23 protein-coding genes and 1 pseudogene are annotated in these 25584 nt (G+C 69.1%); 18 read left to right on the forward strand and 6 right to left on the reverse strand.

Features of this window, described 5'->3' with window-relative positions; all coding sequences use genetic code 11:
* Positions 1-21: 21 nt before the first annotated feature.
* Together GBA65_RS22650 and GBA65_RS25975 are read right to left on the reverse strand one after the other, a co-directional pair.
* Positions 22-1317 carry a sensor histidine kinase gene (locus GBA65_RS22650; protein WP_207956065.1) on the reverse strand — a complete coding sequence of 432 codons (1296 nt, stop codon included), beginning with the start codon at positions 1315-1317 and terminating at the stop codon, positions 22-24.
* A gap of 49 nt (positions 1318-1366) precedes the next feature.
* Positions 1367-3432: pseudogene (locus GBA65_RS25975) on the reverse strand (serine hydrolase domain-containing protein).
* 484 nt (positions 3433-3916) lie between these two features.
* On the opposite strand from GBA65_RS25975, the gene GBA65_RS01845 reads away from it, so the two are divergent.
* The 6 genes from GBA65_RS01845 to GBA65_RS01870 all read left to right on the forward strand — a co-directional run bounded on the left by GBA65_RS01845 (position 3917) and on the right by GBA65_RS01870 (position 10307).
* Positions 3917-4849, forward strand: coding sequence for a DMT family transporter (locus GBA65_RS01845; protein ID WP_166395125.1), 933 nt, complete (start codon positions 3917-3919; stop codon positions 4847-4849).
* Between the two features lie 261 nt (positions 4850-5110).
* Complete coding sequence (locus GBA65_RS01850) at positions 5111-6103, forward strand: MerR family transcriptional regulator (protein ID WP_166395126.1); 993 nt, start codon at positions 5111-5113, stop codon at positions 6101-6103.
* 472 nt (positions 6104-6575) lie between these two features.
* Entirely contained in the window at positions 6576-6962 is a 387-nt protein-coding gene (locus tag GBA65_RS01855; protein ID WP_166398286.1) for a PadR family transcriptional regulator, read from the forward strand.
* A 2-nt stretch (positions 6963-6964) separates the two neighbouring features.
* Positions 6965-8341 carry a permease prefix domain 1-containing protein gene (locus tag GBA65_RS01860; protein WP_166395127.1) on the forward strand — a complete coding sequence of 459 codons (1377 nt, stop codon included), beginning with the start codon at positions 6965-6967 and terminating at the stop codon, positions 8339-8341.
* A 241-nt stretch (positions 8342-8582) separates the two neighbouring features.
* The gene (locus GBA65_RS01865; RefSeq protein WP_228281613.1) at positions 8583-9332 is read left to right on the forward strand and encodes a 3-oxoacyl-ACP reductase family protein; all 750 of its coding nucleotides are present in this window, start codon (positions 8583-8585) and stop codon (positions 9330-9332) included.
* Between the two features lie 342 nt (positions 9333-9674).
* Complete coding sequence (locus GBA65_RS01870; RefSeq protein ID WP_166395129.1) at positions 9675-10307, forward strand: class I SAM-dependent DNA methyltransferase; 633 nt, start codon at positions 9675-9677, stop codon at positions 10305-10307.
* Positions 10308-10710: 403 nt separating this feature from the next.
* Here the strand turns inward: GBA65_RS01870 and GBA65_RS01875 are convergent, their stop codons facing one another.
* A complete protein-coding gene (locus GBA65_RS01875; RefSeq protein WP_166395130.1) occupies positions 10711-11163 on the reverse strand; it encodes a YsnF/AvaK domain-containing protein in 453 nt (150 codons plus the stop codon).
* 151 nt (positions 11164-11314) lie between these two features.
* The gene (locus GBA65_RS01880; protein WP_166395131.1) at positions 11315-11734 is read right to left on the reverse strand and encodes a WGxxGxxG family protein; all 420 of its coding nucleotides are present in this window, start codon (positions 11732-11734) and stop codon (positions 11315-11317) included.
* A 179-nt stretch (positions 11735-11913) separates the two neighbouring features.
* Here GBA65_RS01880 and GBA65_RS01885 point away from each other — a divergent pair, with 179 nt between their 5' ends.
* The 7 genes from GBA65_RS01885 (at position 11914) to GBA65_RS01915 (ending at position 18833) form a co-directional block, all read left to right on the forward strand.
* Positions 11914-12663 carry a helix-turn-helix domain-containing protein gene (locus tag GBA65_RS01885; protein WP_166395132.1) on the forward strand — a complete coding sequence of 250 codons (750 nt, stop codon included), beginning with the start codon at positions 11914-11916 and terminating at the stop codon, positions 12661-12663.
* A gap of 82 nt (positions 12664-12745) precedes the next feature.
* A complete protein-coding gene (locus tag GBA65_RS01890; RefSeq protein ID WP_166395133.1) occupies positions 12746-13117 on the forward strand; it encodes a hypothetical protein in 372 nt (123 codons plus the stop codon).
* 125 nt (positions 13118-13242) lie between these two features.
* Positions 13243-13653: a hypothetical protein gene (locus tag GBA65_RS01895; protein WP_166394797.1), complete on the forward strand. Its 411-nt coding sequence runs from the start codon at positions 13243-13245 to the stop codon at positions 13651-13653.
* 415 nt (positions 13654-14068) lie between these two features.
* Positions 14069-15679: a BCCT family transporter gene (locus GBA65_RS01900; RefSeq protein WP_228281616.1), complete on the forward strand. Its 1611-nt coding sequence runs from the start codon at positions 14069-14071 to the stop codon at positions 15677-15679.
* A gap of 371 nt (positions 15680-16050) precedes the next feature.
* On the forward strand, positions 16051-16515 hold the full coding sequence (locus GBA65_RS01905) for an Hsp20/alpha crystallin family protein (protein WP_166395135.1): 465 nt from the start codon (positions 16051-16053) through the stop codon (positions 16513-16515).
* 270 nt (positions 16516-16785) lie between these two features.
* Positions 16786-17535, forward strand: coding sequence for a VC0807 family protein (locus GBA65_RS01910; RefSeq protein WP_166395136.1), 750 nt, complete (start codon positions 16786-16788; stop codon positions 17533-17535).
* 455 nt (positions 17536-17990) lie between these two features.
* On the forward strand, positions 17991-18833 hold the full coding sequence (locus tag GBA65_RS01915) for an SMP-30/gluconolactonase/LRE family protein (RefSeq protein ID WP_166395137.1): 843 nt from the start codon (positions 17991-17993) through the stop codon (positions 18831-18833).
* A 299-nt stretch (positions 18834-19132) separates the two neighbouring features.
* Here GBA65_RS01915 and GBA65_RS01920 read toward each other — a convergent pair whose 3' ends face one another.
* Both GBA65_RS01920 and GBA65_RS01925 read right to left on the reverse strand, forming a co-directional pair.
* Complete coding sequence (locus GBA65_RS01920; protein ID WP_166395138.1) at positions 19133-19336, reverse strand: hypothetical protein; 204 nt, start codon at positions 19334-19336, stop codon at positions 19133-19135.
* Between the two features lie 63 nt (positions 19337-19399).
* Complete coding sequence (locus tag GBA65_RS01925; RefSeq protein WP_166395139.1) at positions 19400-19741, reverse strand: thioesterase family protein; 342 nt, start codon at positions 19739-19741, stop codon at positions 19400-19402.
* Positions 19742-20107: 366 nt separating this feature from the next.
* On the opposite strand from GBA65_RS01925, the gene GBA65_RS01930 reads away from it, so the two are divergent.
* The 5 genes from GBA65_RS01930 to GBA65_RS01950 all read left to right on the forward strand — a co-directional run bounded on the left by GBA65_RS01930 (position 20108) and on the right by GBA65_RS01950 (position 25504).
* The gene (locus GBA65_RS01930; protein WP_166395140.1) at positions 20108-20716 is read left to right on the forward strand and encodes a TetR/AcrR family transcriptional regulator; all 609 of its coding nucleotides are present in this window, start codon (positions 20108-20110) and stop codon (positions 20714-20716) included.
* 392 nt (positions 20717-21108) lie between these two features.
* Positions 21109-22692, forward strand: coding sequence for an aldehyde dehydrogenase family protein (locus GBA65_RS01935; protein ID WP_207956067.1), 1584 nt, complete (start codon positions 21109-21111; stop codon positions 22690-22692).
* Positions 22693-22701: 9 nt separating this feature from the next.
* Positions 22702-23094: a DUF779 domain-containing protein gene (locus GBA65_RS01940; protein WP_166395141.1), complete on the forward strand. Its 393-nt coding sequence runs from the start codon at positions 22702-22704 to the stop codon at positions 23092-23094.
* 55 nt (positions 23095-23149) lie between these two features.
* Positions 23150-23812, forward strand: a complete 663-nt coding sequence (locus tag GBA65_RS01945; RefSeq protein WP_166395142.1) for a gluconate 2-dehydrogenase subunit 3 family protein — start codon at positions 23150-23152, stop codon at positions 23810-23812.
* A gap of 33 nt (positions 23813-23845) precedes the next feature.
* Complete coding sequence (locus GBA65_RS01950) at positions 23846-25504, forward strand: GMC family oxidoreductase (protein WP_207956068.1); 1659 nt, start codon at positions 23846-23848, stop codon at positions 25502-25504.
* Positions 25505-25584 lie beyond the last annotated feature (80 nt).

Consider the following 25584-nt stretch of genomic DNA (forward strand, 5'->3'; position numbering starts at 1 on the left):
CGCCGGCTGGGCTCTCGACCGTCAGGCGGCCGTCGAGGACGACCGCGCGGTCGGCCAGCCCCCGAGGCCCGTGCCCGAGGGGTCGGCCCCTCCGTGGCCGTCGTCTTCGACCTCCGCCACGAGGAGGTCTTTCGGAAGCTCCCCGTCCCCTCCGGGGAGGCCCCTCTCCCGGCGCACCGAGACGCGGGCTTCGGAGGCGCCCGAGTGCTTGGCGACGTTGGCCAGGGCCTCGGCGATCACGAAGTAGGCGGTGATCTCGGTCGCCTCGGGGGGACGTTCGTCGAGCTCGACCTCGACGGAGGTGGGCACCGGGGAGCGGTGCGCCAGCGCGGAGATCGCCGCGTCCAGGCCCCTGTCGGTGAGGACGGCCGGGTGGATGCCGCGGATGAGGTCCCGGATCTCGGCCAGGGCGCGCTTGGCCTCCTCGTGGGCCTCGGCCACGAGCTCCGTCGCCTTTGCCGCCTCGCGCTGCCCTGCGGCGCCCACGCCGGGGCCGTTCTCCAGCTTCTGCCGGGCCATGCCGAGCGTCATCGCCAGGGAGACGAGGCGCTGCTGGGCGCCGTCGTGGAGGTCGCGCTCTATCCTGCGCCGCTCGACGATGGCGGCCTCCACGGCCTTCGAGCGGCGCTCGGTCAGGGCCTCGACCCGTTCGTCGAGCGCCTCGCGCCTGCGGGGGCCGAGCAGGCGCCGGCCCAGCGAGGCGTGCGCCTGACAAGCTTGCGCGCCGAAGACCGCCGCGGCCGACGCGAGCACGAGGCCGACGAGCGCGACCAGCAACGTTTCGGGCACGGTGTCCGCGACGAAGGCGTCCGTCGCCAGTATGGCCACGCCGTCGGGGAGCGCCCAGAACCAGATCGGGTAGCTTACCAGGACCGCCGACAAGGCCAGGAGGAGGACGACTACGATCTCGACCAGGCCTATCGGGAGCAGCAGGAGCAGGTACAGCAGGCCGCGCCACAGCGCGGGGTCCGCCGCCCGGGCCCGCACGCGGGCGACGACCGACCCGCGGGGCAGGGGACGGTAGGGGGAAGGCAGGCGGGTGCCCAGCAGCGCCCTTAGGCGCCACCGCTCGACGCCGGTGCCCAGGACGCACACCAGCACGGCGAGCGCGAGGACGGGCAGCCCGACCCAAACGATCGTCAGCGCGAGGCCGGACAGCACCAGCACGGCCAGGGCGGCGAACCAGAACAGGCCGAGGGGGAGGCTCGAAAGCAAGAAGAGCGTCGAGAGCAAGGCCCTGGGGAGGAGACGCCCGCGGGGCGTCTCCTCCCGGCCAGAGCCCTCGGCCGCTGCCCGGGTCACTTCGGTGTGGTCCATGAGAACTCCCTCTCGTCGCAGTCTACTCGACACGCCGCGCTCCCGTCTCTCAGGCCCCGAGTTGGAGACTCAGCAGGTTGTAGTAGCCGAGCAGCGCGACGAAGGTCAGCGCCGCGAGGGCGACCAGCGAGTAGTGCGCCCGCCCGAAGAGGCCCCAGTACCGGCGCTTCCACGAGAGCGCCGCGCAGACGACCACGCCGACCGCGAGGGCGGCGACGGGGTAGGGCAGCGCCAGGACGGCGGCGAGGAGCGGCGAGTCGAAGAACAGGGCCTGGGCCTCGTTCGAGACCAGCAGCGCCATCCCGCCCAAGAAGAGCAGGGCGAGGGCGCAGAGGGCCCAGGCCAGCAGCCGCGCCACGCGCGCGCCCCTCGCGGCCTTTGCGGGCTCGCCGCCCGGCTCCCCGCGGGGCTTCCGGTACCGTCTCTCGTACCGCCGGGAGATCAACGCCCCGGCGGGCCACGCGAGGGCCGTGAGCCCGAAGACCGCCAGGGCACCGGCCAGCAGGGGAAGGTGAAGTCCTGCGGACTCGTAGAAGGGCATCTTCTCGAAGGCGGATGTCGGGTCCGCGTCGGCGGACATGTACGTGACGCGGCCCTCGCCGTCCCGGCGGAAGGCCAGGCGCTCGTCGCCCCCCTCCGCGCGGAACGCCATCGGCCCGTCCTGGACCCACCGCTGCTCGGGGCCCGTGAGGTCCTCGCGGGTGGGCACGCGGCTCGTGGTTATGCTGCCGTCCTCGTTGGCCGTCACGCTCGTGGGGCTCGGGAGCGAGAACACCTTCTCGAAACCGGTCTCGTTCGAGCGCGTGGAACGGTAGCTGCCGGCGACGCGCTCGGCGTCCCCGGAGGTCCCTTCGGCGGAGGGTTCGGGGGCCGGCGGCGGGGTCGCGGGGTAGTAGCGGTCGAAGAACGCTTCGAGCAGCTCGTATTCGGCGAAGTCCCCGCCCTCCCCGTAGGAGTTGTACGCGACGAAGATCCCGACGTTCCTCTCGGGGACCATGGCGGCCAGCGCGTGGAACCGGAAGAGGTTGCCCCCGTGCTCGATCACGCGCTCGCCGTTCACCGTCTGCTCGTAGAAACCGAGGGCCATCCCGTCCAGGCGTTCGTCGCCCGCGAACTGCTTCGCGTGCATCTCCCTCGCGGTGGCCTCCTCGAGGATGCGCGCGTCGCCGTAGCGGCCGTCCTGGAGGTGGGCGATCATGAAGCGCGCCATGTCCGTGGCGGTGGTGCTGAGGCTGCCCGCCGGCGCCTCGTCGATGTACTCGAAGGGCCCCGCGACGGGCTCGCCGCCCGCGACCCCGTAGCCGGTGGCCACCCTCTCCCTCAGCTCGCCCACGGGCGGCTGGTCGAAGGTCGTGCTCTCCATGCCCAGGGGACCCGTGACGTTCTCCTCGACGTAGCGCGCGAAGGGGACCCCGAGACGTCTTCCACGACGAGGCCGGCCAGGGACATGCCGTAGTTGGAGTAAGAGGTCGCCTCGCCCGGCGGCCTGACGCGCTCGGGCACGTTGTCCGACAGGTACTCCCCGAGCGGCTCCACGCCGGCGGCGTCGCGCGCCCCCGATCCGGTGATCACCTGCTCGAAGCCCGCGGTGTGGGTGAGGAGGTGGCGCAGGGTGACGGGCCGCCCGGGATACGCATCCGGGATCTCGACGTCGTCGAGGTAGACGTTCACGTCCTCGTCGAGGTCGAGCCTGCCCTCCTCCACGAGTTGCATCGCCGCCGTGGAGGTGAAGAGCTTGCTGGTGGAGGCTATCCTGAAGAGCGTCTCGTCGGCGACGACGGGCTTGCCTCTCGCCACGTCGGCCTCGCTGTAGCCCTTGGCGAAGAGGACCTCCCCGTCCTTCACCACGGAGACCGTAGCGCCCGGGATCTTATGGCCTTCGAGTTGCTGCGCGAAGTACCCGTCCAGAAAGGCCTCGACCTCCCGTTCGTCGGTCGGGCCGCGGCCCGCCGAGGGCGCGGGGTTCGGGGAGTCCGGTGGTGCCTGCGCCAGCGCGGGCGAGATCGTGACGGTCGCGACCACGACGGCGATAAAGGCGAGGAGCGCGAGGCGTACGCGGGTCGCGCCCGTGCGGAGCGTGCGTGGATCGGCGGTGTTCTTTCTGAAGGGCGACACTGGGAGACCTCCTGATCCTCTGGTTCGTCGTCTGGTACGAGCATAGGTTCGGCGGCGACTGCGGCCAATGGGGCGGCCGGGAGACTTGGCGGTAGGGATAACCCCACCCTCGCGCAAGCGGTGTCGCCGGCGTGGTGCCTTCGGGGCGCACCGCGGCGAGGCGCCGGGGCCGACCGGGGGCGTCGAGCCCCGGCCGGGAGACCCGTACGGGAACAAGCTATCCGGCGCGAGTTTCGCCCCGAGCCCCGGCCAGGGGAGCCGGGAACGGGTGTCGGCGCCTCGATGGACGCTACGGAGATCTGGGGGGCACCTGGCCGGCCGTTATCCGGAGAACCTCGCCGAGGTGCCCTGGGCGCGTGAGCCGGCCCAGCTCGGCGGGTGAACGGCCTCGCCGACCATGGAGGCGTACGGGCCGCCCCGGCGCTAAGATTGCGCGCATGCGAAGCACGCCGCCAGGGGTACCGTCTACGCGCCGGCCGCTAGCTTGACGGACGGGGGTACGGGCCGGACGCGGACCGGCACGAAGGGCGCGGCGCTCGCCGAGGTCTCCCTGCTCCTGGCCGCCTTTTTCGTCGGCACGGACGTCGTCTCGGTCAAGTACGCGCTGGAGGGGTTCCCGCCGCTGGTCTTCATGCCGATCAGGTACGTGCTGGCCGGGCTTCTGCTGCTCGCCTCCCTCCGGTTTCTCGGCCGGAAGGGCGGGGGCGAGCCTGGCCGCCGGGGCCTCCTCGTTCTGGCGGGCCTCGGGCTGGTGGGCGTCGCCCTGAACCACGTCGGGTACACGGTGGGCCTGAGCCTCACCAGCGGCTCGAACGCCTCGCTGGTCTTCGCCACGGCCCCGGTCTGGGGCCTCCTGCTCGGCGTCGTTCTGAGGCTGGAGCGCAGCTCATGGAGGGGCGCCCTCGGCCTCGGGCTCGCCATCGCGGGCGTGGCCCTCGTCGTGGGCGGGGGCCTGGGGTCCCCGGAGGCGTCCGTGGGAGGCGACCTGCTCGTGTGCCTGAGCGCCCTCTCCTGGGGTGCCTATACGGTGCTTTCGCTGCCCGTATTGCGGCGCCTCGATCCCCTGGCCGTGGCTGGCTGGACGATGCTGCTCGGCGGCGTCGCGGCCCTTCCCCTGGCCTTCACCGGTTTCCCCGGTCTCTCGGAGCCGCTCTCTTCCGTCCGTTGGGGTTCGGTGAGCGCGGCGTCCTGGGCGGCAGTCGTCTACTCGACGGTGCTGTGCAGCAGCTTCGCCATAGCCGCGTGGCAGGTCAACGTCTCCCGGCTGGGGGCCAACAGGGTCCTCGTCTACCTGTACCTGGTGACGCTCGTCGGGCTCATGGCCAGCGTCGTGCTGCTCGGGGAGGACCTGGGGGCGAGCAAGATCGCGGGGGCGGCCGCCATCCTGCTGGGCGTCTACCTGGCTCGCCGCGCCTAGAAGAACTTCGAGAACCTCGGCCATCGCATGGTTCGAGGAGGATCGTCCGCCAACGGCGCCGCGTCGCTGGCGGTGCTGCGCTGGCACCCGCAGGAGGGCCGATCCGCGATCCCGAAGTCGACCAGGCCCGCCCGCATCGACCCTCTTGCCCCTGCGCCTTCCCATCTTCTCTCCGATCCTTTCGGGGCCCAACCGGCGTGGACGGACGCCGAAGGAGAGCGTAAAGTCTCCCGTGACCGGAGAGTCGAGCGGGAGGGCGCGGTGGAGGGGAAGAAAGGCGGGCTGTACAGGATCGGGGAGGTCTCGCGCCTGAGCGGCGTCTCGGTCAAGACCATTCGCCACTACTCGGACGAGGGCGTGCTTCCTCCTTCGGGGGTCACCGGGGCGGGCTACCGGATGTACTCGGAGGCAGATCGCTCGCGCCTGGAGCTGGTGCGCACGCTGAGGGCCGCGGGCTTCGACCTTGCTACAATAAGACGCCTCCTCGAAGGGGACGTAGAGCCCTTGGAGGCGCTCAGGCTCCAGGCGGAGGCCGTGGACCTGCAGCTCAAGACCTTGACGCGCCGACGCGCGCTCCTGCAGGCCACCCTGGGCGCAGACGGCGGCCCGGACACCTCCTACCCCGATCGGGCGCGGGCGCTGGGGCTGCTGGAGGCGAGGGAGCGGGAGGCTTTCCTGGCCGAGCACCTGAGGAGAGGCCTCGACGGGGTGCCCATGGACCCGGACGCCGAAGCGTGGTTCTGGCGGAGAATCGTCTCCGGCATGCCCGACGAGCTGGACGAGGAGCGATTAGAGGCGTGGGCGGAGCTGGCGCGGCTCGCCTCCGACGACACCTTCGTCGAAGCGATCCGGAAGCAGACGAAGCCGGTCTGGGAGGCGGCCGAGGGGAGCCTCGACTCGGCCGGTTGGAGCGGTGCCGTCAGAGGCGCGATCGACGAGGCCGCGAGGGCCGTGCGGGAGGGACGCCCGCCGACCGGGGAGCGCGAGCAGCGCGTGGTCGCGGGCTGGGTCGAGGCCTCCGCACGCGCCATGGGCAAACGGGACGACCCGCGCTTCGCCGGATGGATGCTCTCCCACCACGAGGGGACCTACGATCCCCGCATGGAGCGCTACTGGGAGCTGATCTCCACCCTCAAGAGGTGGGAGTACGACCCCACCGTATCGAAGGCTTATCGGTGGCTCATCGAGGGTCTGCGCTGGCGAGTCGCGGGAAGCCAACGCACCGACGGCGACGGTAGCATCGCACCAGACTGAGCTTGCGGACAGGCTCTAGTCGGGGACCTCCGGGTAGGGGAGCAGCGCTTCCTAAAACACCCGCGTCGCGCTGGCCGCCGGGGCGCGTAGTCCTCCAGCCACCCCGCTCCTCCGATTCCTCGGCCCCCTGGGAGAACGGCTCCCGGTGCAGGTCGTAGCCGTGGGCGGGTCCGGTCTCGCGCGCACGGCACGGAGCCCGCAAGTTGCCGTGGTGGCGGTCTTCGGGCGGAAGACAGGGAGCAGTTCCTGGCCGTGGCCTCCGCCCAGCTCACCTACCGGGAGATCCCACGCGCCTGAACAAAGCCGACTACTCGGGGGGAAGATTCCTCGCTGCCTTCGTCCTCGAGTCGGGCAACTCGTTACGCGACCATACTCCTCGAACCCGCGGCTCTTACATTACATAGCACCGCCATGTATAATGCTGCTATGTACGTTCGGATGAGTTCATCAGCGCTGTGCGACGGGTGAGATGATGGAGATCGGCAAGGACCTGATAGCCGCTTCCTCGACCCCGATCGTTCTGGCGATCCTGGCCGAGGAGGACAGCTACGGCTACGCGATCCTCCAGCGGGTTCGGGAGTTGTCCGGAGGGCGCATGGAGTGGACGGACGGGATGCTCTACCCCGTTCTGCACCGGCTCGAGCGGCTCGGTCACGTCGAGGCGCGGTGGGTGGTTGCGGAGAGCGGCCGTCGTCGCAAGTACTACCGGATCACGTCCCAGGGCCGGTCTCAGCTCGCGGAGGAGCGCAGGCAGTGGCAGGCGGTGGACGCCACGCTGCGGGGGATCTGGCAGGCGCTCTCCGTCTCCGTTCCGGTGGGCCACCCGGCGCTGGCCGCGCCACGGCCAGAGGGGGCCTGAGGATGCCGGACCCGGGTCACGGGGTATCGCTCGAGGAGCAGATCGACCGGTGGCGGAGCTACCTCCGCCGCCGGCAGGCGATCCACTCCGTCGACGTAGCGGAGCTGGAAGACCATCTGCGCGAGCAGGTAGCGGTCCTGGTCGACGCGGGGCTCGCCACCGACGAAGCGTTCCTGGTGGCGGTGAAGCGCATGGGCGACCTCGACGCCCTCTCGCGGGAGTTCGCGAGCGAGCACTCGGAGCGCCTCTGGAAGCAGCTCGTCGTCGTCCCTTCGAATTCCGGCGATCCACGAGCGCGGGCCCGAACGGAGGCCGTCGTCGCCTTCTGTCTCGCGGTGGCGGCGGCCGTGGTCATCAAGGTGCCGGCGCTCTTCGGGATCCAATTGGACGGGGACGCCGGCTTCTACGCCCGCAACCTGAGCCTCTTCGTGCTGCCCCTCCTGACCGGCTATTTCGTCTGGAACCGGCGGCTTGGCACCGGCACGATCCTCTGGCTGGCCGTGGCGTTCGTCGCGGCGGGCGTCTTCGCCAACGTCTATCCCTTCGGAGGGGACCTCGACGGCTACACCGAGGCGCTCACGGCGCTTCACCTGCCGATCGCGCTCTGGCTGGTGGTGGGCATCGCGTACGCCGGCGGCCGCTGGAGGCAGGTCGCGGGCCGCATGGACTTCATCCGATTCTCGGGCGAGCTGTTCATCTACTACGTCCTGATCGCCCTCGGCGGCGGCGTGCTCACGGCGTTTATGGCGATGATCTTCCGGTCCATCGGGATCGACGTCGAGCCCTTCTTCGAGTCGTGGCTGCTGCCGTGCGGGGCGGCCGGGGCCGTCGTGGTCGCCTCCTGGCTGGTGGAGGCCAAGCAGAGCGTGATCGAGAACATGGCGCCCGTGTTGACGCGCCTCTTCACGCCCCTTTTCGCCGCCGTGCTGGTCACCTTTCTGGGGACCCTGCTGTGGACCGGGCGCGGGGTCGGCATCGAGCGGAACGTGCTCATCGCCTTCGACCTGCTCCTGGTGCTGGTCCTCGGCCTCCTGCTGTATTCCGTCTCCGCCCGGGACCCCCAGTCGCCCCCCGGGGCCTTCGATGTGGTGCAGGTCGTGCTCGTGGTCAGCGCGCTGCTGGCCGACGCGGTGGCGCTGTGGGCCATCGCCGCGCGCATCACCGAGTTCGGCTTCAGCCCGAACCGCGTGGCCGCCCTGGGCGAGAACGTGATCCTCCTGGTCAACCTGGCGTGGTCCGCCGTGCTCTACGTCCGCTTTCTGAGAGGGCGCGGATCTTTCACGGGCCTCGAACGGTGGCAGACGGCTTACCTGCCGGTCTACGCCGCGTGGGCGGCGATCGTCGTGATCGTCTTTCCGCCGGTGTTCGGGTACGTCTGATCGGGCGCCGCACCCGTTCTCCACGGCGACGTTCGCGGGCGACGGGCAGCTACTGGAGTTATGCCTAAAGCACGCCGCCCCGAGCTGGAGCGTGCGCTCGGAGGCGCCCGTCTCCTCGTCGCGCTCCCGAACCACGCCGAGCAGGGGGCGAGGAGGAGAGGCCATGCGCGGGCGGTTTGCTCCTGGACGGCGGCGCCAATACACTGCGCCCGGGTTAGCGAGCCAAGAGGAGGGAACCGAGTTGAATCTCAAGGGTGCGGTCGCGGTCGTGACGGGCGCCAGCCGCGGCATAGGCAACGCGATAGCCGAGGACCTGGGTCGAGCCGGGGCGAAGGTCGTGGTCAACTACGCCGGAAGCCGGGAGCCGGCCGAGGAACTGGCGGAGAAGATCAACCAGACCGGGGGCGGCGGCAAGGCGGTGGCGATCCAGGCCGACGTCTCGGACCCGGAGGACGCCCGGAAGCTCATGGAAGGGGCCGTCGAGCAGTTCGGCGGCATAGACGTCCTCGTCAACAACGCCGGCGTCAACGTCGACAAGACGGTGGACAAGCTGGAGGTGGAGGACTGGCAGAAGGTCATCGAGCTCGACCTGAACGGCTGCTTCTACACCGTGCACGCAGCGCTCCCGCACATGAAGGAGCGGAACGCCGGCGCGATCGTCAACATGAGCTCCTTCGTCGGCGAGGCGGGCAACATGGGCCAGGCCAACTACGCGGCCGCCAAGGCCGGCTTGCTCGGCTTCACCAAGACCCTGGCTCTTGAGCTCGCCAGGAACAACATCACCGTCAACGCCGTCTGCCCGGGCTTTATCGAGACCGACATGACCGACGCCATCCCCGAGGAGGTGCAGGAGAAGATCACCAAGACGATCCCCATGGGCCGCTTCGGCAAGCCCGAGGACATAGCCCAGGCCGTGCGCTTCTGCATCGAGAACGCCTACATGACCGGCGCCACCCTCGACATAAACGGCGGCGTCTACATGAGGACGTAACGGTCCCGAGACCCGGGACGGCCGCGGTCGGGTGATCCGCTCCTGCTCCATCACCAAAGACCCGACGACCTGATGGGCGAGATCCACCACCGCATGCCCGCCATCTTCCCGAGAACTACGGGGCGTGGCCGGACTCCGGCCCGGCGAGACGGAGGCCCACACGGTCAGCCGCGGGGCGAACAGACCGGCCAACGACGAGCCCGGCGTCGAGCCGGAGACTCTGCGGCCGTACAAAGGACGCGCTGACCACGCAGGCGCGTCGTCGTGGGCGCGCCGGCGAGGTAGCCGTTGGGTCCGATCTCTCCGCGGCGAGAAGGTCCGCCGCAGGCAGGAGGAGGAGTTTTGGACGGTTCGGAGAGGTCCGAGAGGCTGCGGAGGGTGTACTCGGCCCGGGACAACCGGGAGCTGGCGACGGGCTACGACGAGTGGGCGCGGGACTACGAAGAAGACATGCTGCGCTTCGGGTACGCGATACCCGCCGTGGCGGCCGGGTTCGTGGGACGCCATGTCCCGCCCGAAGGGCGCGTGCTCGACGCGGGCGCGGGCACCGGCATGTTCGGCAGCATCCTCGGCGTGCTCGGCTACGAGGACCTCGTGGGGATAGACATCTCCGAGCGCATGCTCGAGAAGGCCGGCGAAAAGGACGCGTACCGCGCGTTGCATCGCATGGTGCTGGGCGAGCCTTTAGGCTTCGCTGATGGCACCTTCTCGGCCGCCGTCTCGGTGGGGGTCTTCACGACGAACCACGCCCCGCCCGAGGCGCTCGACGAGCTGGTGCGGGTCGTCGAGCCGGGCGGGCACGTGATCTTCAGTGTCCGCGACGACGTGTACCGGAACGAGGGTTTCGAAGAGAAGCAGGCGTCGCTGGAGAAGGAAGGTGGCTGGCGTAGGGTGGCGATGAGCGAAGCGTTCCAGCCCTTCCCCGCCGGGAACACCTCGCACACGACCCGCCTCTTCGTCTACGAGACGGGGTAGCGTCTCCGCTGCGAACGCCTCATTCGCCGTTCCCCCGCGCCTCGTCCATGCCGCGGCCCTGAACAGTCTATGTTCGGCCCGAGCCTTCCCGCGTCGCGGCGGACCTCGTGGTTGGTCTGGAGCGCGTCCGGGTCGTTCCCGTGCGCCCCGGGCTCCACGTCCCTGCCCCGCTTCCTACCCGTGCTTCTACCCTCGCGTAAGTCGCCCTGACCCGCCTTGGCGAGACCTCTTCGGCTACCGCCCGCGGCGGTGCTGCTGGATCTTGCGCCAGATGATCGGTGCTGCCGCGATCAGAACCCGCCTGAGCAGAAAACTCATCCGTACTCCCTCTTGATCGGTTCTCTTCCGAGCACGGGAAGGGGTCCCCAAGGCCCCTTCCCGTACGGCGTTCGTAGCGCTTCTGCTAGCCCCGCCCGACGGTGCCGGAGGCGTCGTCGATGTCGACCTCCTCCTTGCGCACGTCCTCCTCGACGATCTCCTCGTCCCGGACGACGTCCTTGCGGACCCGGATCTCTTCCTTGACCTTGGCTCGCTTGTCGACGACGACCTCCTCCTCGACGACCGGCACGCTGACCGCGTCCTCGCCGATCTCGCCGGGGGTGCCGTCGTTGACCGGCACGCGGTCCACCGAGACCTCCTCGCGCTTCTTCGGGACCGCGATCCTCTCGCGCTCGGTCCTCACGGTCTTGCGCACGCCGACCTGACCGGCCTCGCGCTCCCTGACCCCGGCGCGCAGCTCCTCCTCGGAGCGCTGAATCCTGAGCTCGTCGTCGTCGCGGCCCACGCCCTCCTGATCGGAGGCGTGACCCTCGAAGTGCCCGGACTCGGTGTCGCCCTCGTACATCCCGGGGCCCACGCGGCCGGACTCGACGTCGTCGCCTTCCCCGATGCCCTGTTCCTGTCGTTCTGCTCCATCTCGTGCCTCCTCGTTCTCGTCGTTGCCCTGCTACGCACACCGACGGGGGCCGGGGCCGCTTCCGCGCGCCCCGGCCCCCGTTCGATAGCTACTACCTCTTGCGGTGGACGTCGACCTTGTCGCCGTCGACGCTACCGTCGGTGCTGCTCACGACCTCGGAGTCGCGCACAGTGCCCCTCCGGACGCCGTCGCCGTCGTCCGCCGAGGTAACGTTCCTCGTCCCGGAGTTCCTCTCGGCGCTCGGGGCGCGCTTGACGTCCACGTTGTCGTCCTTCCTGCGCCTCAAGCCGGCCAGCCCCGCCAGACCCAGGAGCCCCAACAGGCCCCAGAGCCCCGTGTAGTCGCGGTCCTCGTTGACGACGACATCGCGGTTGACTACCTCGCCCTCACCCTGGGACTGCGCCTCGGCGGCTTGCCCGGCCGCCGTCAGGGCGCCCGCGCTCAGGAGCCCGGCCAATGCCGCCGCCGCAAGCTTCTTCTGAGTGATGGTCCGCGCGCTTTCTAGCAACATGGTCTTTCCTTTCGTCCGTTTTCCGCGCCGCGTCGTTGCGCCGCGCCGGGTCATCTGCCAGACGACATGGTAAGCTGCGAATGTCTAAAGTCAACAAAAGTAAAGTACTAACAAGCAAAATGCACATTAAGGTGCAGCGCAAGCGCAGGCGAATGTAGCCGGCGTGGGAAGGCAGAGGCGTGAAGGAGCTATCGGAGAACGGGTTGCTGGGGCCGGGGGAGGTCGCAGGGCTTGTAGGGGTGAAGGAGTCGACGGTGTGGCGATGGTGCCGGGAGGGGACGCTGCCGGCGTTAAAGGTCGGCAAGCACTGGCGGGTGAGGCGGGGAGCCCTGGAGGACTTCCTGAGGAGGAGCGAGCGGCCGGTGACGCTCGCCGGGCAGCTGAGCGCCTTCCTCAGGGTGCCCGACAACGTGCTCGCCATCGCCCAGAACCGCGATGTCCTGCACCGCCTCGACGCCGCCTTCTTCAGCGTCGGGGAGGCGCACGACGGGCTGTTGGTGAAGTTCTACGGCGGGGAGGACAGGACCGAGGACGAGTTGGTCTCCCGGTTCGAGCAGAACGGCCTGGAGGCCGGGCGCCTGCGGGACGAGGGGCGGCTCCTGATGAGGGAGGAGGAGGTTTCTACGGGGGAGCGGGGCGACCGGCTCGGCCGGCTCGTCGAGGAGGAGTCCGGCAACGGGCGCACGGTGTGGGCGTCTTTCGACTGGGTCCTGGACGTGGAGCTGAACACGGCCCTGGAGCAGCAGGAGAATCTCGCCGAGCTCGTCGACGCCGAGCAGCTCGTCGTGAAGACGGCGGCGCTCAAGGAGGCGATCGAGGAGTGGTCCTCGTCGGCGCTCGTGAGGGCGCAGACATCGCACTCGGGGACGATCCTGGCGCTGGAGAAGGGCCTGTGGCTCGCCCGCGGGGGGCCTATGCCGGCGTCTTGAGGGGCCCGAGGAAGACACCCACGAGCAACACGCGCTAAGAACGCCGGCGCCGAGGGCGCCGGGGCGAGAAAGGGGAGGAGCTTTGCTAACCGAACGGATCGAGGGCGCGGGGAGGATCGCGGGCCTGCCGCTGTGGCTGATCTCGAGGGAGACGGGAGGACGCCGGGGGCTTCCGCCGGAGCCCCTGCTCGTGGACGGCGGGGAAGCCTTGGCGGTCTTCGGCCACGAGGAGGAGGCCGAGATGTTCCTCGGGTTCTGGGCACCGAGAGACGGATGGCGGGCCAGGGAGGTCGGGGCCGAAGCTCTCGCCTCGCTGCTCCGCGGCCCTTCGTGGCCGGGCGTGCGGCGCGTGGCCCTCGACCCGCTCCCAGGGGGCCTCGGCGGGGCGGCGCTCGACCCGCTGGTCGGCATGGACCGCGACCGCTTCGCCGAGCGCCTCGCCCCTTCGGGGTAGGGACGGCGGCGGCAGCGGGATCCCCGGGCCGCCGTTTCGGGAGGGCGCGGCGCGGGTAGCCCTTGGGCGTAGGGGCGCCGAAGGCCGCGTCCGAGGACCCGCCTTAGCGGATGAGGGAGGACCCAGTGAAGAAGCTCGCATACGTCGTGGTGGCCGCTCTTCTGGCCGCGGCGCTGCTAGTGCCGGCCGCGGCGTTGGCGCAGGAAGAGACGACGATAATAGAGGAGACCACCGTGTACCCCGAGGGAGCCCCCGCAGGCGGCCAAACCGGCGGAGAGGCGACCGGCGGCGGAGCGACGGACGGCGCGAGCAGCGCCGCTGGGACCGGGGGCACGACGGACGGCGCGGCCGACGGCGCCGCGATGCAGGGCACGACGGCGACGACGAGCGACGCGGGGGCCGGCACGACGGCGCCCGCCGGTGGCGCGGGCGAGCCGCTGCCCACGAGCGGGGGCCCGTCGCTTCTGGCGCCCGCCGTCGCCCTGCTCCTGGGCTCCGGCGTGGTGGCGTTCGCGGTGCTGCGGCGCGGGAGGTAGCCCGCCCGGCCCCGCACGTCCAGCGTCTTGGCGGAGGGCGGAGGCACTACCCGCCCCCGAACACGGAGCTTATCTCCCCGGAAAGCGCAGCCCAGGCTTGCCGTCACCCCTGGTATCCCTGCGGGGTCTCTTCCTGGGCTGAAGGGCAACGGAGGGAGGTTGTACCCATGCTGCGGGGCTCATCAGGATTCCGTACCCTTTCTCCTCGTCGAGGCCGGTCCGGGAGACGGGCGCCTCCACGGAACATTCACGCTTCAGTCGCGCGGCCAATTCAAGGTGCGCTATGCTTTACAATGCAAATGCGCTATGCTCTACAATGCAAAATCCTTTGCATGAGGGTCGGGAAAGTGGTGAGAAGGTGGGTAAAGGAAGGAAGACAATGCAAAGACCGGCAAGTCCAAGAATAGACTCGACAGTGTTTTGGGTCGCGGCGGTCCTGTCGGCGTTGTTCGTGGCATGGGGCGTGTTCTTCGCGGACAGCCTCGCCGCCGTCTTCGACGCGGTCCTGTTCGACTTCCTGGTGCCTAGCTTCGGCTGGGTGTTCATCCTGTCGTCTTTCGGCTTTCTGGCCTTCTCGGTCTACCTGGCCTTCAGTCGCTACGGCAGGATCAGGCTGGGCGCTGACGACGAGCAACCGGAGTTCCGAACGGTCTCGTGGGTCGCGATGATGTTCAGCGCGGGGATGGGCATCGGGCTGATGTTCTTCGGGGTCGCGGAGCCCATGACCCACATGGGCACTCCCCCGGCCGGGGCGGCGGAGCCGAACACCAGGGGGGCCGCCCAGGTAGCCATGGAGTACTCGTACTTCCACTGGGCGTTCCACCCGTGGGCCATCTACGCGATCATGGGGCTGGCCCTCGCGTACTTCTGCTTCCGCAGGGGGATGCCGAACCTTATAAGCACGGCCTTCCACCCGCTCCTCGGCGACAGGGTCTACGGGCCCGCGGGCAAGACCATAGACATCCTGGCGATCTTCGCCACCCTGTTCGGTTCGGCCACCTCGCTGGGCCTGGGAGCCCTGCAGATCAACGAGGGGCTGGACGTTCTGTTCGGCGTCGGCGGACGCGACGCTGTCGGGCTTGCGATCGTGGTCATCGTCGTCCTGACGCTGTGCTTTATCCTCTCGGCGGTCAGCGGGGTACACCGCGGCATCCAGTGGCTCTCCAACACCAACATGGTGCTGGCCGTGCTCCTCCTCTTCTTCCTGTTCGTGGTGGGGCCGACGGTCTTTATCCTCGACACCTTCGTGCAGTCGCTCGGCGGGTACCTGGCCAACCTCGTTCCGATGAGCTTCAGGACGGCCTCCTACGGCGACTCCGAGTTCGTCTCCGGCTGGACCATCTTCTACTGGGCGTGGTGGATAAGCTGGGCGCCGTTCGTGGGCACCTTTATAGCCCGCATCTCCCGGGGCCGGACGATCCGGGAGTTCGTCGTCGGGGTCATCCTGGTCCCGAGCCTGGTCAGCTGGGTGTGGTTCGCCGTCCTCGGCGGCACGGCCATCAACCTGCAGCTCACGGGAGGAGCGGACATAGCCGGCGCCGTGGCCGAGAGCCAGCCGGCGGCGCTGTTCTCCACCCTGAGCGCGTTCCCGCTCTCGGGCCTGACGTCGCTGATCGCGATCATCCTGGTCGCGCTGTTCTTTATCAGCGGGGCCGACGCGGCCTCGGTGGTGATGGGCATGCTCTCCTCCAAGGGCAACATAAATCCCAGGGCGTGGGCCGTCGTCGTGTGGGGCGTCTTCACCGGGGCGGCCGCGGCGATCTGCCTGCTGGCCGGGGCTATCCAGGGCTCGGTGGACGCGGCGATAACGGCCCTGCAGTCGGTGGCGATCGCGTCCGCGGCGCCGTTCGTGCTCATCCTGATCGGGCTGTGCTTCTCCCTACTCAAGGCGCTGCGCGCCGACCGGGGGCCGGACACGCTCGCCGCGCCGGAGCCGGACAGGGCGATCTCCGGTACCGGCGGGGCTCCCGCCCCGCAGCAGATGTCCGCCGAGAGCCCTCAAGAGCGGGACCGACGCCGCATCTAACGGGGCTTCGGCGCCGGTCCGAGTAGCTGTTGGAGCGGGCGGCCGAAGCCGCCCGCCCGACACGTCGGCGGGCGGGGATGGAGGTTCTCGCCCTGAAGGGGACCGGATACCCCGGGCCTCCCGTGTGGAACGAGGCCGGACCCTCCGCAGGACGGGCACCGAGAGCTGGGAGCCGGTGATGTCTTCGGGGGCAAACGAGTCGGGCCTCGCCTGCGCCTGCAACACGGGCGAAGTGAGAGGCGAGACGGTCTTCGTCCCCCGGGCCTCGGTGGGACGGACACGGCCCCCGGTACCCGGGGATGAGGAAGCCCGGGGGGCGTAAACTGGCCGGAGAAAAACGTGACCCGGAGAAGAAGCCAGAAGGAGGGAGCATGGAGAGAGCGCGCAATCCGTTCCGCGGCCTCATAGACCACATGAGCGAGATGGCCCGGATGCGGGAGGTGGTAGCCGAGGGTGGGGGGCAGGCGCGGGAGGATCGTCGCAGGACCTACGCCACCGCCTGGGTTCCGACCACGGACATATTCGCCAAGGGCGACGACCTGGTGATCCGGTGCGAGCTCGCCGGCGTGCGCCAGGACGACGTAGACATCACGCTCGCCAACGGCGTGTTGAGCGTGTCCGGTGAGCGCAGGAGCGAGCTGGACGACGAGGAGCCGGCTTTCTACACGCGGGAGCGCTCCTACGGTCAGTTTCGTCGCGTCATCAATCTGCCCGATGGCGTGGACGGGAGCAAGATGGACGCTAGGTTCGAGGACGGCTTGCTGGAGATCAAGATAGAGGGCGGGGCCAACTTGCCGGAGCCCCAGCACGTCCGAATTCGAAGCCGCGACGGCTGAGCGTGGAGGGAGGCGGTGGCCTCGCAGTAGAGCTCCGGCGCCGGTGTTGCGGCTCGGGCCGTCATCTGGAGCCGACCCGGCGCGAAGCTCTGCAAGAAGGGGCGTTGCGCGCTCTCTCGCCGTGCGCTGCAAGCACCTCAACGCCGCGCAGGAGGCCGAGGGGCGGAGCGACCGTCGCGGCCACGGCCCGGCCCCGACGCGGAGCGCCTCGCCGGTCCCGCTTGCCCCCGAAGCGCGGTTGAGGCCGCTCGGGAGTGGGGGCCGAACCCCGTGAGCCGCTCGGCGAAGCTCGCGCTCGACGTCCTCCTGGGCGCGGTCGTGCCGATCCTGGTGCTCTCCTACCTCTCCGAACCCCTGGGTGCCGTCCCCGCGTACCTCCTGTCGGCACTCGTCCCGGTGGGCTGGGTCGTGGTGGACCTCTTCTTCGTCACCAAGCGCCTCAACTTCATCACGGCCTTTCTGGGCCTCAACGCCCTCGTGCGGGGGCTCCTGGCGTTCTGGTTCGTCGACGGGGCGCTCTTCGCGCTCAAGGACTCCGCGGGCAGCGCCGTGACCGTCCTGATCCTCGCCGGCTCGCTCCTCCTCGGCCGCCCCGCCCTGCGGGCCTTCGCGGAGCAGGGCCTCGACCCGCGCACCCCCGAGCAGGAGTCGGCCCTGCACGGGCTCTTCGCCGAGCGCCCGGTGCGCAGGGCGCTGGTGCGGGGCACCGCCATGCTCGCCGTGGTGCACGCCGCCGCGGGGGTCGCCAACTTCCTCCTGAACCTCTCGATCGTCACCGCGTCGTTCGGCACGGACGGGTTCAACGCCCAGGTGGCGAAGGTCAACGCGATAACGCGCCTCGCGATCGGGCTGCCGGAGGGCTTGGCGACGGGGCTCGCGATCTGGCTGGTCCTTCGGGCGCTCTACTCCCTCCTGCCGGGCGTCCCCGGGGAGGAGGGCTTCTGGGAGCTCGTCGGGCGGCGTAGAAGCAAGGGGTCGCCGGGGGGCCCGCAAGCGCCGGCGCGGGGGCGGTCCGAATGAGCCACCGCGCCGGTGGGCCGCGCTTGTTTGCGATACCCGAGGGATCGGACCTCGGCACGAAAGACCCGAGCAAGACCGAAGCTACTCCGGCAGAGAGATGATCCGTGTCGAGGGGCGCGAGTCGAGGCGTGGCGGGACGATCCCGACGTCGGATGTCCATGCCTTATTCGCCGTTGAAAATAGAAGGTCAAACGCGACCAAAGGTCGGTACCGTTTCGCTCGCTGTAAGGCTTCCGAACCGAAAGGCTTCATGTCGTCGCGGGTCGGAGGAGTGAGCCAGAATCGCCGGGCGGTTTCCCGTCGATCGCTACCCGTGCATCAGTAGACCGAGCGTGCCGTTCGGGGGTGGATCGGCGGGTTTCCCGCGCAAGGCCCGAGCACGCGATAGGATCGGGGGATGGGCTCATACGATCGGACGGCGGATCGGGCTTGGCCGCCAACGAGGAGGCGTGATCATGCGGGCTGAACAAGTCACCGACCCCGTGGCTTACCACGGCGAGGGACCGGTCTGGTCGGAGCGATGGGGCGGGCTGCGCTGGGTGGACATGATGGCCGGCGACGTCCTGTCTCTGGGGGCCGACGGCGCGGTCGGCCGGCGCCGCGTCGGCAGCATCGCCGCCGCCCTCCGCCCCCGCCGCCGGGGCGGGGCGGTCATCGGCGTGGAGCGGGGCTTCGCGATGGAGGACCCCGACGGGACGCTCACGCACCTCGACGAGCTGTGGACCGACGAAACGGTGCGGATGAACGAGGGGGGCTGCGACCCCGACGGCCGCTTCTACTGCGGGTCGATGGCCTACGATCAGCGCGCCGGCGCCGGCGCGCTGTACCGGCTCGACCCCGACGGCTCCGCGCGCGTGGTGCTGGAGGACGTGAGCGTCTCGAACGGGCTGGAGTGGAGCCCGGACGGCTCGCGCGCCTACTACAACGACACCCCCACCGGCCGCACCGACGTCTTCGACTACGACGCCGACACCGGTCTGACCGGGCGGCGCCCGTTCGTGCAGATCCCGGACGGAAACCCGGACGGCCTGACAGTCGACGGGGAGGGCGGCGTCTGGGTGGCGCTCTACGGGGACGGCGCGGTACGCCGCTACACGCCGGACGGCGTACTCGACGAGGTGGTCGAGGTGCCGGCGAGCAAGGTGACCGCCTGTGCCTTCGGCGGCCCGAACCTGGACGAGCTTTTTATCACCACGTCGCGAGAGAACCTCGATCCCGGCGAGGAGCCGCTGGCAGGCTCGCTGTTCCGGGCCGCGGTGGGGGTGGCCGGATTGCCGGCTCGCGAGTTCGCCGGCTGAACGGTCCGCCCTCTCCGGGACCGTCGGCCCGGCTCCGATCGCCGCGGGCGCGGAGCTCTGGCGCACCTAGACGACTACATCTTCGGGGACGCCGCCGCCGGCCGGCGCTTCGCCGACGCGCCCGAGGAGAGGGCGCGAGAAGGCGTGCCGGTGCGTGTGCTCGCGGGCTGGTTCGGCCGATCGGCCGTCCTCGTACCAGGCGACGCCTCGCACTCCTTGTCAGGCTGCCGGCACCGCGCCGAGCGCCGCGATGACCTCGGGTGCGAATCCTGGGGCGTGAGCGGCCCCAGGACGTCGCGCTAGAGGTCGGGGAGGTAGCCCGTTGAGACGTCGGCCGGGCCCTCGATCTCGACCCGCCCGAGCGCCGCCGGCGACAGCAGCGTCTCCGCCCGCCCGGGCCGCTGCGACGAGCCCCCGGCGTTCACGGAGACGGGCTCCCCGACGCTGCTGAGGATGATCGCGGTCTCGCCGCGATCAGCCAGGTGAGCGTGAAGGGTACGCATACGGCCGCGATCCACTCGAGGGCGACCGAACGACGATCCTTCTCGGTCGCGGACGATGCCCCTTCAGTCGAGGCGAGATGCGAAGCGCTTTCGGTCGACGACGGCGCGCGTCACTTCGCCGCGGCCCACGAGCAAGCCCTCCCCGTCCTCGGCGCGCACCGTGAAACGCAGCAGCCACCCAGCGATGCCAACGAGCTCCGCGTGCGCGGCGACCCGCTTACCGACCCCGGTCGCCCGGAGATGTTCGAGTTCCACTCGTGTGCCGACCGAAGTTTCGTGTTCGGGTAGATGACCGGCGAGGGCGGCGACCGTTGCGGCCGCGGCGAGCGCGAGCAAGCGCGGCGTCGCAAGCGCCGACACTTCGCCGCTGCCCATCGTCGCGGTGTCGTCGTCGCCGACGACCATCTCCGCCGCGTCGTACCACAGCGCCCCCCGTCGGGGACATCATGGCCGTCCCCCACCATCAAGAACGCCTCGATCTCCGTTCCGCGTTCCGACCGCATCAGGTCCGTAACGACCTGGCCCATAGTTTCGATCGTAGCCATTGCGGCAATATAGAGACTTAATGGGTTGATTGTGCCATGCTGGTACTTGACTCGAACCACGTTTCGGAAGGTTCTAGGTTCCGTACGAGGCAGCGAAAACGGCCTTTTGGGCAGGCGCTCATCGAAGCGAGGGCTGGCCAGAAGTTAGAGGTATCGCAAAGGGCACCATCCCTGGCCTCGCAGGCACACGCGAGCTAGGGGCTTCAGGGAAGCGCGAAAGGAGCAAGTGAAGAACCGAGCAAAGCCGACCAACCGCCAGGGTGGCGCGGTAACCGCAGAGAAGCTCAGGGAGGAAGCCGCGCGGCTCTTCTGGGAGAAGGGTTACGCGGCGACCACGACGCGCGAGATCGCCGAATCGCTCGGGGTACAGAGGGCCTCGATCTATTACCACATCGAGAGCAAGGAAGAGTTGCTCTACGATCTCTGCGTGGAGTCGCTGCGCAACATCCGCTCCGCGGTCGCTACGGCAGTTGCGGACAAGAGCGACCCGCTGGATCGGGTCAGGGCGATGATACGGGCGCACGTCGTCTCCATGCTCGAAGACAGGGAGAAACACGCGACGATGCTGACGGAGCTCAGGGCCCTATCGGCCCCTCGACGAGCGGAGATCGTGCGTCTCAGGGACGAGTACGAGAGCCTGGTGCGAGCCATCGTTTCGGAGGCGCAGGAGGCCGGGGTGCTGTGGAAGGAGGCGTCGGCCAAAGAGCTCGAGCTGGCGCTCCTGAACCTTCTGAACTGGACCATTTTCTGGTACAGGACCGACGGCGAGCTCTCCCCCGAGGACCTGGCCAAGCTGTTCGAGAAGATCTACCTCGGCGGCGTAGCCCGGACGTAACCCTTCTTCCACACGACGCTATCCGATGTTGATGGTCGTACTGTTCGAGCATTCGACCCCGCCGCGTAAACGATGCTTTAGCCGGGTACGTGGCTAATTCCATATGGCTGCCCCTCTCTGCGCCAGAATTGTCAAAAGGCACAAATCATATTTAACGAACGGGCGCTCGGTTGACATAATGACCGGTCATTAGTAAGCTGCGTCGCATTGGGAAAGAGGAGGCGGTCAAAAGGGGGCAGCCAGAGACGCATGAAGAAGTAGGGTTCGACCACGGACGAAGGTTGTCGTCGCTTGCAGGTGACCGGGCAATGCTTGTTTTTGCCTGCTCGGCGTAACCCCATGCTAAATGCTGCACTCGACACGTAGCCGGATCAGGGGACGAAGGAGGAAAGATGGCTACAGACGATTCTACGCAACGCACCACGGACGGGACCGTACCGGCCGGCGCCCTGCAAACCGAGGAAGCTCCGAGGGACCGGCACGTCGGGGAGATGTCCATATACATCAACGGTGAGTGGGGGCCGGCGTCCTCCGGCGAGACCTTCGAGACCGTGGATCCGGCCACGGGCCGGGTGATCGGCACCGTACCGCGAGGCACGGCCGAGGACGTAGATCGTGCGGTACGGGCGGCCAAGGAGGCGCTCCCGGCCTGGCGCGACACCCCCGCCTTCGCCCGGGGCATGATGCTGCGCCAGCTCTCGGTGCTCCTGGCGGAGCAGAAAGAGGAGTTCGCCCGCATCGAGGCTCTGGATAGCGGACACTACTACGCCAAGGCGCTGCAGCTCATGGAGGCGACCCCGCTCTGGTTCGACTACCACGCGGGGCTCGCGGACAAGGTCGGCGGCCGGACGATCAACGTACCCGGGGGCCAGCTGGACTTCACGCTGCTGGAGCCGCTGGGCGTGACGGCGCACATCATCCCTTGGAACTACCCGTTCCTGATCACCGTCCGCTCGGTGGCGCCCGCGCTCGCGATGGGGAACACCGTGGTCATCAAGCCCGCCGAGGAGACGCCCCTGAGCGCGCTGAAGTTCGCGGAGCTCTGCGAGCAGGCCGGCTTCCCGCCGGGGGTCGTAAACGTAGTGACCGGCTACGGGGCCGAGGCCGGGGCCGCGCTCGCGTCGCACGAGCTCGTCGAGGGGATCACGTTCACCGGCTCGGTCTCCACGGGCAAGCTCGTCGCGAAGATGGCCGCCGACCACATCGCCCAGATCAACCTGGAGCTCGGCGGCAAGAGCCCCCAGATCATCTTCCCCGACGCCCGTTTCGAGGACGCGGTCGAGGGCACGATGCAGGGCGTCTTCTCGCACGCCGGGCAGGTCTGCGTGGCCGGCACGCGGCTGTTCCTGCACCGCGACATCTACGACCGTTTCCTCGACGCCCTCGTCGAGAGGATCAAGAGCGTGCGCGTCGGCGACACCTTCGACGACGGGACGCAGATGGGGCCCCTGGTCTCGCAGGAGCAGCTCGAGCGCGTGCTCAACTACATCGACGTCGGCAAGCAGGAGGGCGCCGAGCTGCTCATCGGCGGCGACCGCATCGAGGAGAACGGTCTCGGGGACGGGTACTACGTCGAGCCCACCGTCTTCACCAACGTCGACAACAAGATGCGCATAGCGCAGGAGGAGATCTTCGGTCCGGTGCTCTCGGTGATCGCCTGGGACGACGAGGAGGAGATGATCCGGCAGGCCAACGACTCGCCGTTCGGGCTGTTCGCGGGCATCTGGACGCAGGACATCGACAAGGCGCTCAGGACGGCCCGACGCCTCGAGGCGGGCGGCGTGATCATCAACGACTGGTACGGCGAGGTGCCCCAGGCGCCGCACGGCGGCAACAAGCAGAGCGGGGTCAACCGCGAGGAGGGCCTGGAGACGATCCAGAGCTACACCCAGGTCAAGCACGTCACGGTCAACCTCGATGGGCGCCTGACCGGTGCCCCGGGGCTCCCCGCAAACTGGGCCGACGCTCCGCTGTAGCCGGCGACGATGGCGCAGATAACGATAACGCCGGACGCCGGGAAGAAGCTGGCGGAGCTCAAGGAACGCCGCGGCGAGGTCGCCTTCAAGATCGACAACGGCTGCTGCGGCGGGACGACGCTGCTCCTGATCGACGCCTCGTTTCTGGGCGGCGGGGACATACACGTCGGCGAGGCGGCCGGCGTGGGGGTGTACGTGGAGCGCCCGTTCGCCGACGTCTACTCGTCGGACAGCTACCACATCTACGCCCGCGAGGGCGGCAGGGATTCGGGGTTCTCCGTCGAGATCCCCTACGGTTACAAGTTCCTGATGGAGCGGGGCGTGGGAGGGGGGCGCAGGTCCGCGCCCTCCGCGTCCTCGCAGGAGGGCAAGGGGGAGGGGAGCTCGCAGGGGACACGGTAGACCCGGAAGGTCGAGCAAGCAGAGCGCGTAACGTAATCGGGGAAGGGAGTACGCGATGAGTGAGAAGCTGGACCAGGAACAGCCGATGGTGTGGGGGGCGCCGGAAGTCGCCCCGGATCCCGAGCTATCCGGCTTCGACGTCGGGAGGCCCCGGCTCGGTGGCCACGAGGAGCCGGTCGAGTTCTCGGATCGGCAGGTCGAGATCCTGAACGCGGCTGCGGACGAGATCATCCCGCCGGGCGAGGGCTTCCCCGCGCCGAGCGAGGTGGACGTGGTGGACTTTATCGGGCGCTACACCGCGCCGAGCGGCGAGAAGGCGCTCCACTACCCCTTCGCCGAGGAGGACGAGTTCAAGGCCGCCATCGACAACCTCGGCGACGAGTTTTTGCAGGCCGATGGGGCCGGGCGGGTCGAGATCCTCAAGCGGGTCGAGAAGGAGGACGAGACCTTCTTCACCCAGCTCCGCAACATGGTCTTCTACGGGTACTACTCCAGGCCCGCCGTGACGCTGGCGATCCAGGAGAACCTGCCGGCGGCCAGGGACTACCACGGTCCGCCGCAGCCCTACGGCTACATCCGCACCATCGAGCGGTGGAGCGCGGACGAGGAGACCTTCAACGCGCGCGGGGGCGGTAATTACATCGCGACCGAGGACGTCAAGCGGATCGACCTGAGCAAGATCGGCTGGATCCAGAACAGCCCGAACGGCCAGCAATAAACGGCGCCATTCCCGAAGGAAGCGAGGGAGAACGTGGGTAGAAGAAGCTACGACGAGACCGATGTCCTGGTCATCGGCTCGGGACCGGGAGGGGCGGGGGTCAGCAAGAAGCTGGCCGCGGCCGGGATGAAGGTCATGTGCCTGGAGCAGGGCCCCTGGGTGAAGCCCGCGCAGCACGCCCACTTCCACAACGAGTGGGAGATCGAGAAGAACCGGGGCTGGGCCTACGACCCCAACGTCCGCCAGCTCCCCGAGGACTACCCGGTCAGCGGGTTCACGACGCCGTACATGATGAACAACGTCGGCGGCAGCACCCTCCACTACGCCGGACACTGGCCGCGCTACAAGCCCGTGGACTTCAAGAAGGGAACCGAGCACGGGCTCGAGGGGACGATAGACTGGCCGATCACCTACGAGGACCTCGCCCCGTTCTACGACGAGAACGACGCGGAGTACGGGATCTCCGGCATGACCGGCGACCCTTCCTACCCTCCCCGGAACGGCCTGCAGCGCGACCCCGCCGTCCACCCCGGGAAGCTGGGCCTCAGGTTCGCCCGCGGCGCCAAACAGCTGGGCTGGCACTGGTGGCCGTCGGACAACGCCATCATCACCAAGGGCCGCGACGGCCGCCTCCCCTGCAACGCCTGCGGTAACTGCCTCTCCGGCTGCCCGCGGGGGTCTTTGGGCACGCCGGACTACACGCACTGGCCACAGGCGATCAGGGACGGCGCTGACCTCAGGCCGATGGCGCGCGTCGAGCAGATCAACTCCAGCAACGGCAAGGTGACGGGCGCGACCTACATCGACCGCAACACGGGCAGCCGGCGCGAGGTGCGGGCCAAGATCGTGGTGCTGGCCGCGAACGGGATCGGCTCCCCGCGCCTGCTCCTGATGAGCGCCCAGAACGGGCATCCCGACGGGCTCGCTAACAGCAACGGGCTTGTGGGCAAGTACCTCATGCACCACATCTTCGCGTTCTGCGACTCGTGGTTCGAGGACCCGATCGAGGGCTTCAAGGGCGCCTTCGGGGCCCCCCTGTACTGCCACGAGTTCTACCACACGGACACGGACCGCGGCTTCGTCAACGGCCTCGGGATGCAGGTCGCCCGCTCCTTCGGCTCGGCGTACACCTCCGTGGGCACCCACACCGGTTACACGGCGCCGTGGGGCGAGGGCCATCGCAAGTTCTTCAACGACCACTTCGCGCACCACCTCATGGTCTTCATGTTCGGGGAGGACCTGCCGGTCGAGACGAACAGGGTCACCCTGGACCACGACGTCACCGACTCGGACGGGCTCCCGGCCGCGAACGTCAACTGGGTGCCCCACGAGAACGACATCGCGCTCTCGAACTTCGGGATCGAGCGCATCTTCGAGGCCACGGAGGCCGTCGGGGCGACCGAGACGAACGACACCGGCGTCCTGAACCCGCCGCCCGCCTGGCACCTCATGGGCACCTGCCGGATGGGCAACAACCCCGAGGACTCGGTGACCAACAAGTACAACCAGACCTGGGACGTCCCGAACCTGTTCATCGTCGACGGGAGCTCCCTGACCACCGGCGGCGCGGTCAACCCGACGTCCACCATCGGCGCGCTGGCGGTGCGGTGCGGCGAGTACATCAAGCGCAACTACGACGAGATCGTCTCCCAGAAGACGACGCCCAGCAACACGGACGCCCCCGGCATGTAAGGCCGCGCGGGGACGTCCTCTTCGTCCGGGGGAGGCTCGTCAGGGCCTCCCCGAACGCACGACGACCGCCCGGCGCTTCG

This window comes from Rubrobacter marinus, assembly GCF_011492965.1.
In the GTDB taxonomy this organism is placed as follows: domain Bacteria; phylum Actinomycetota; class Rubrobacteria; order Rubrobacterales; family Rubrobacteraceae; genus Rubrobacter_F; species Rubrobacter_F marinus.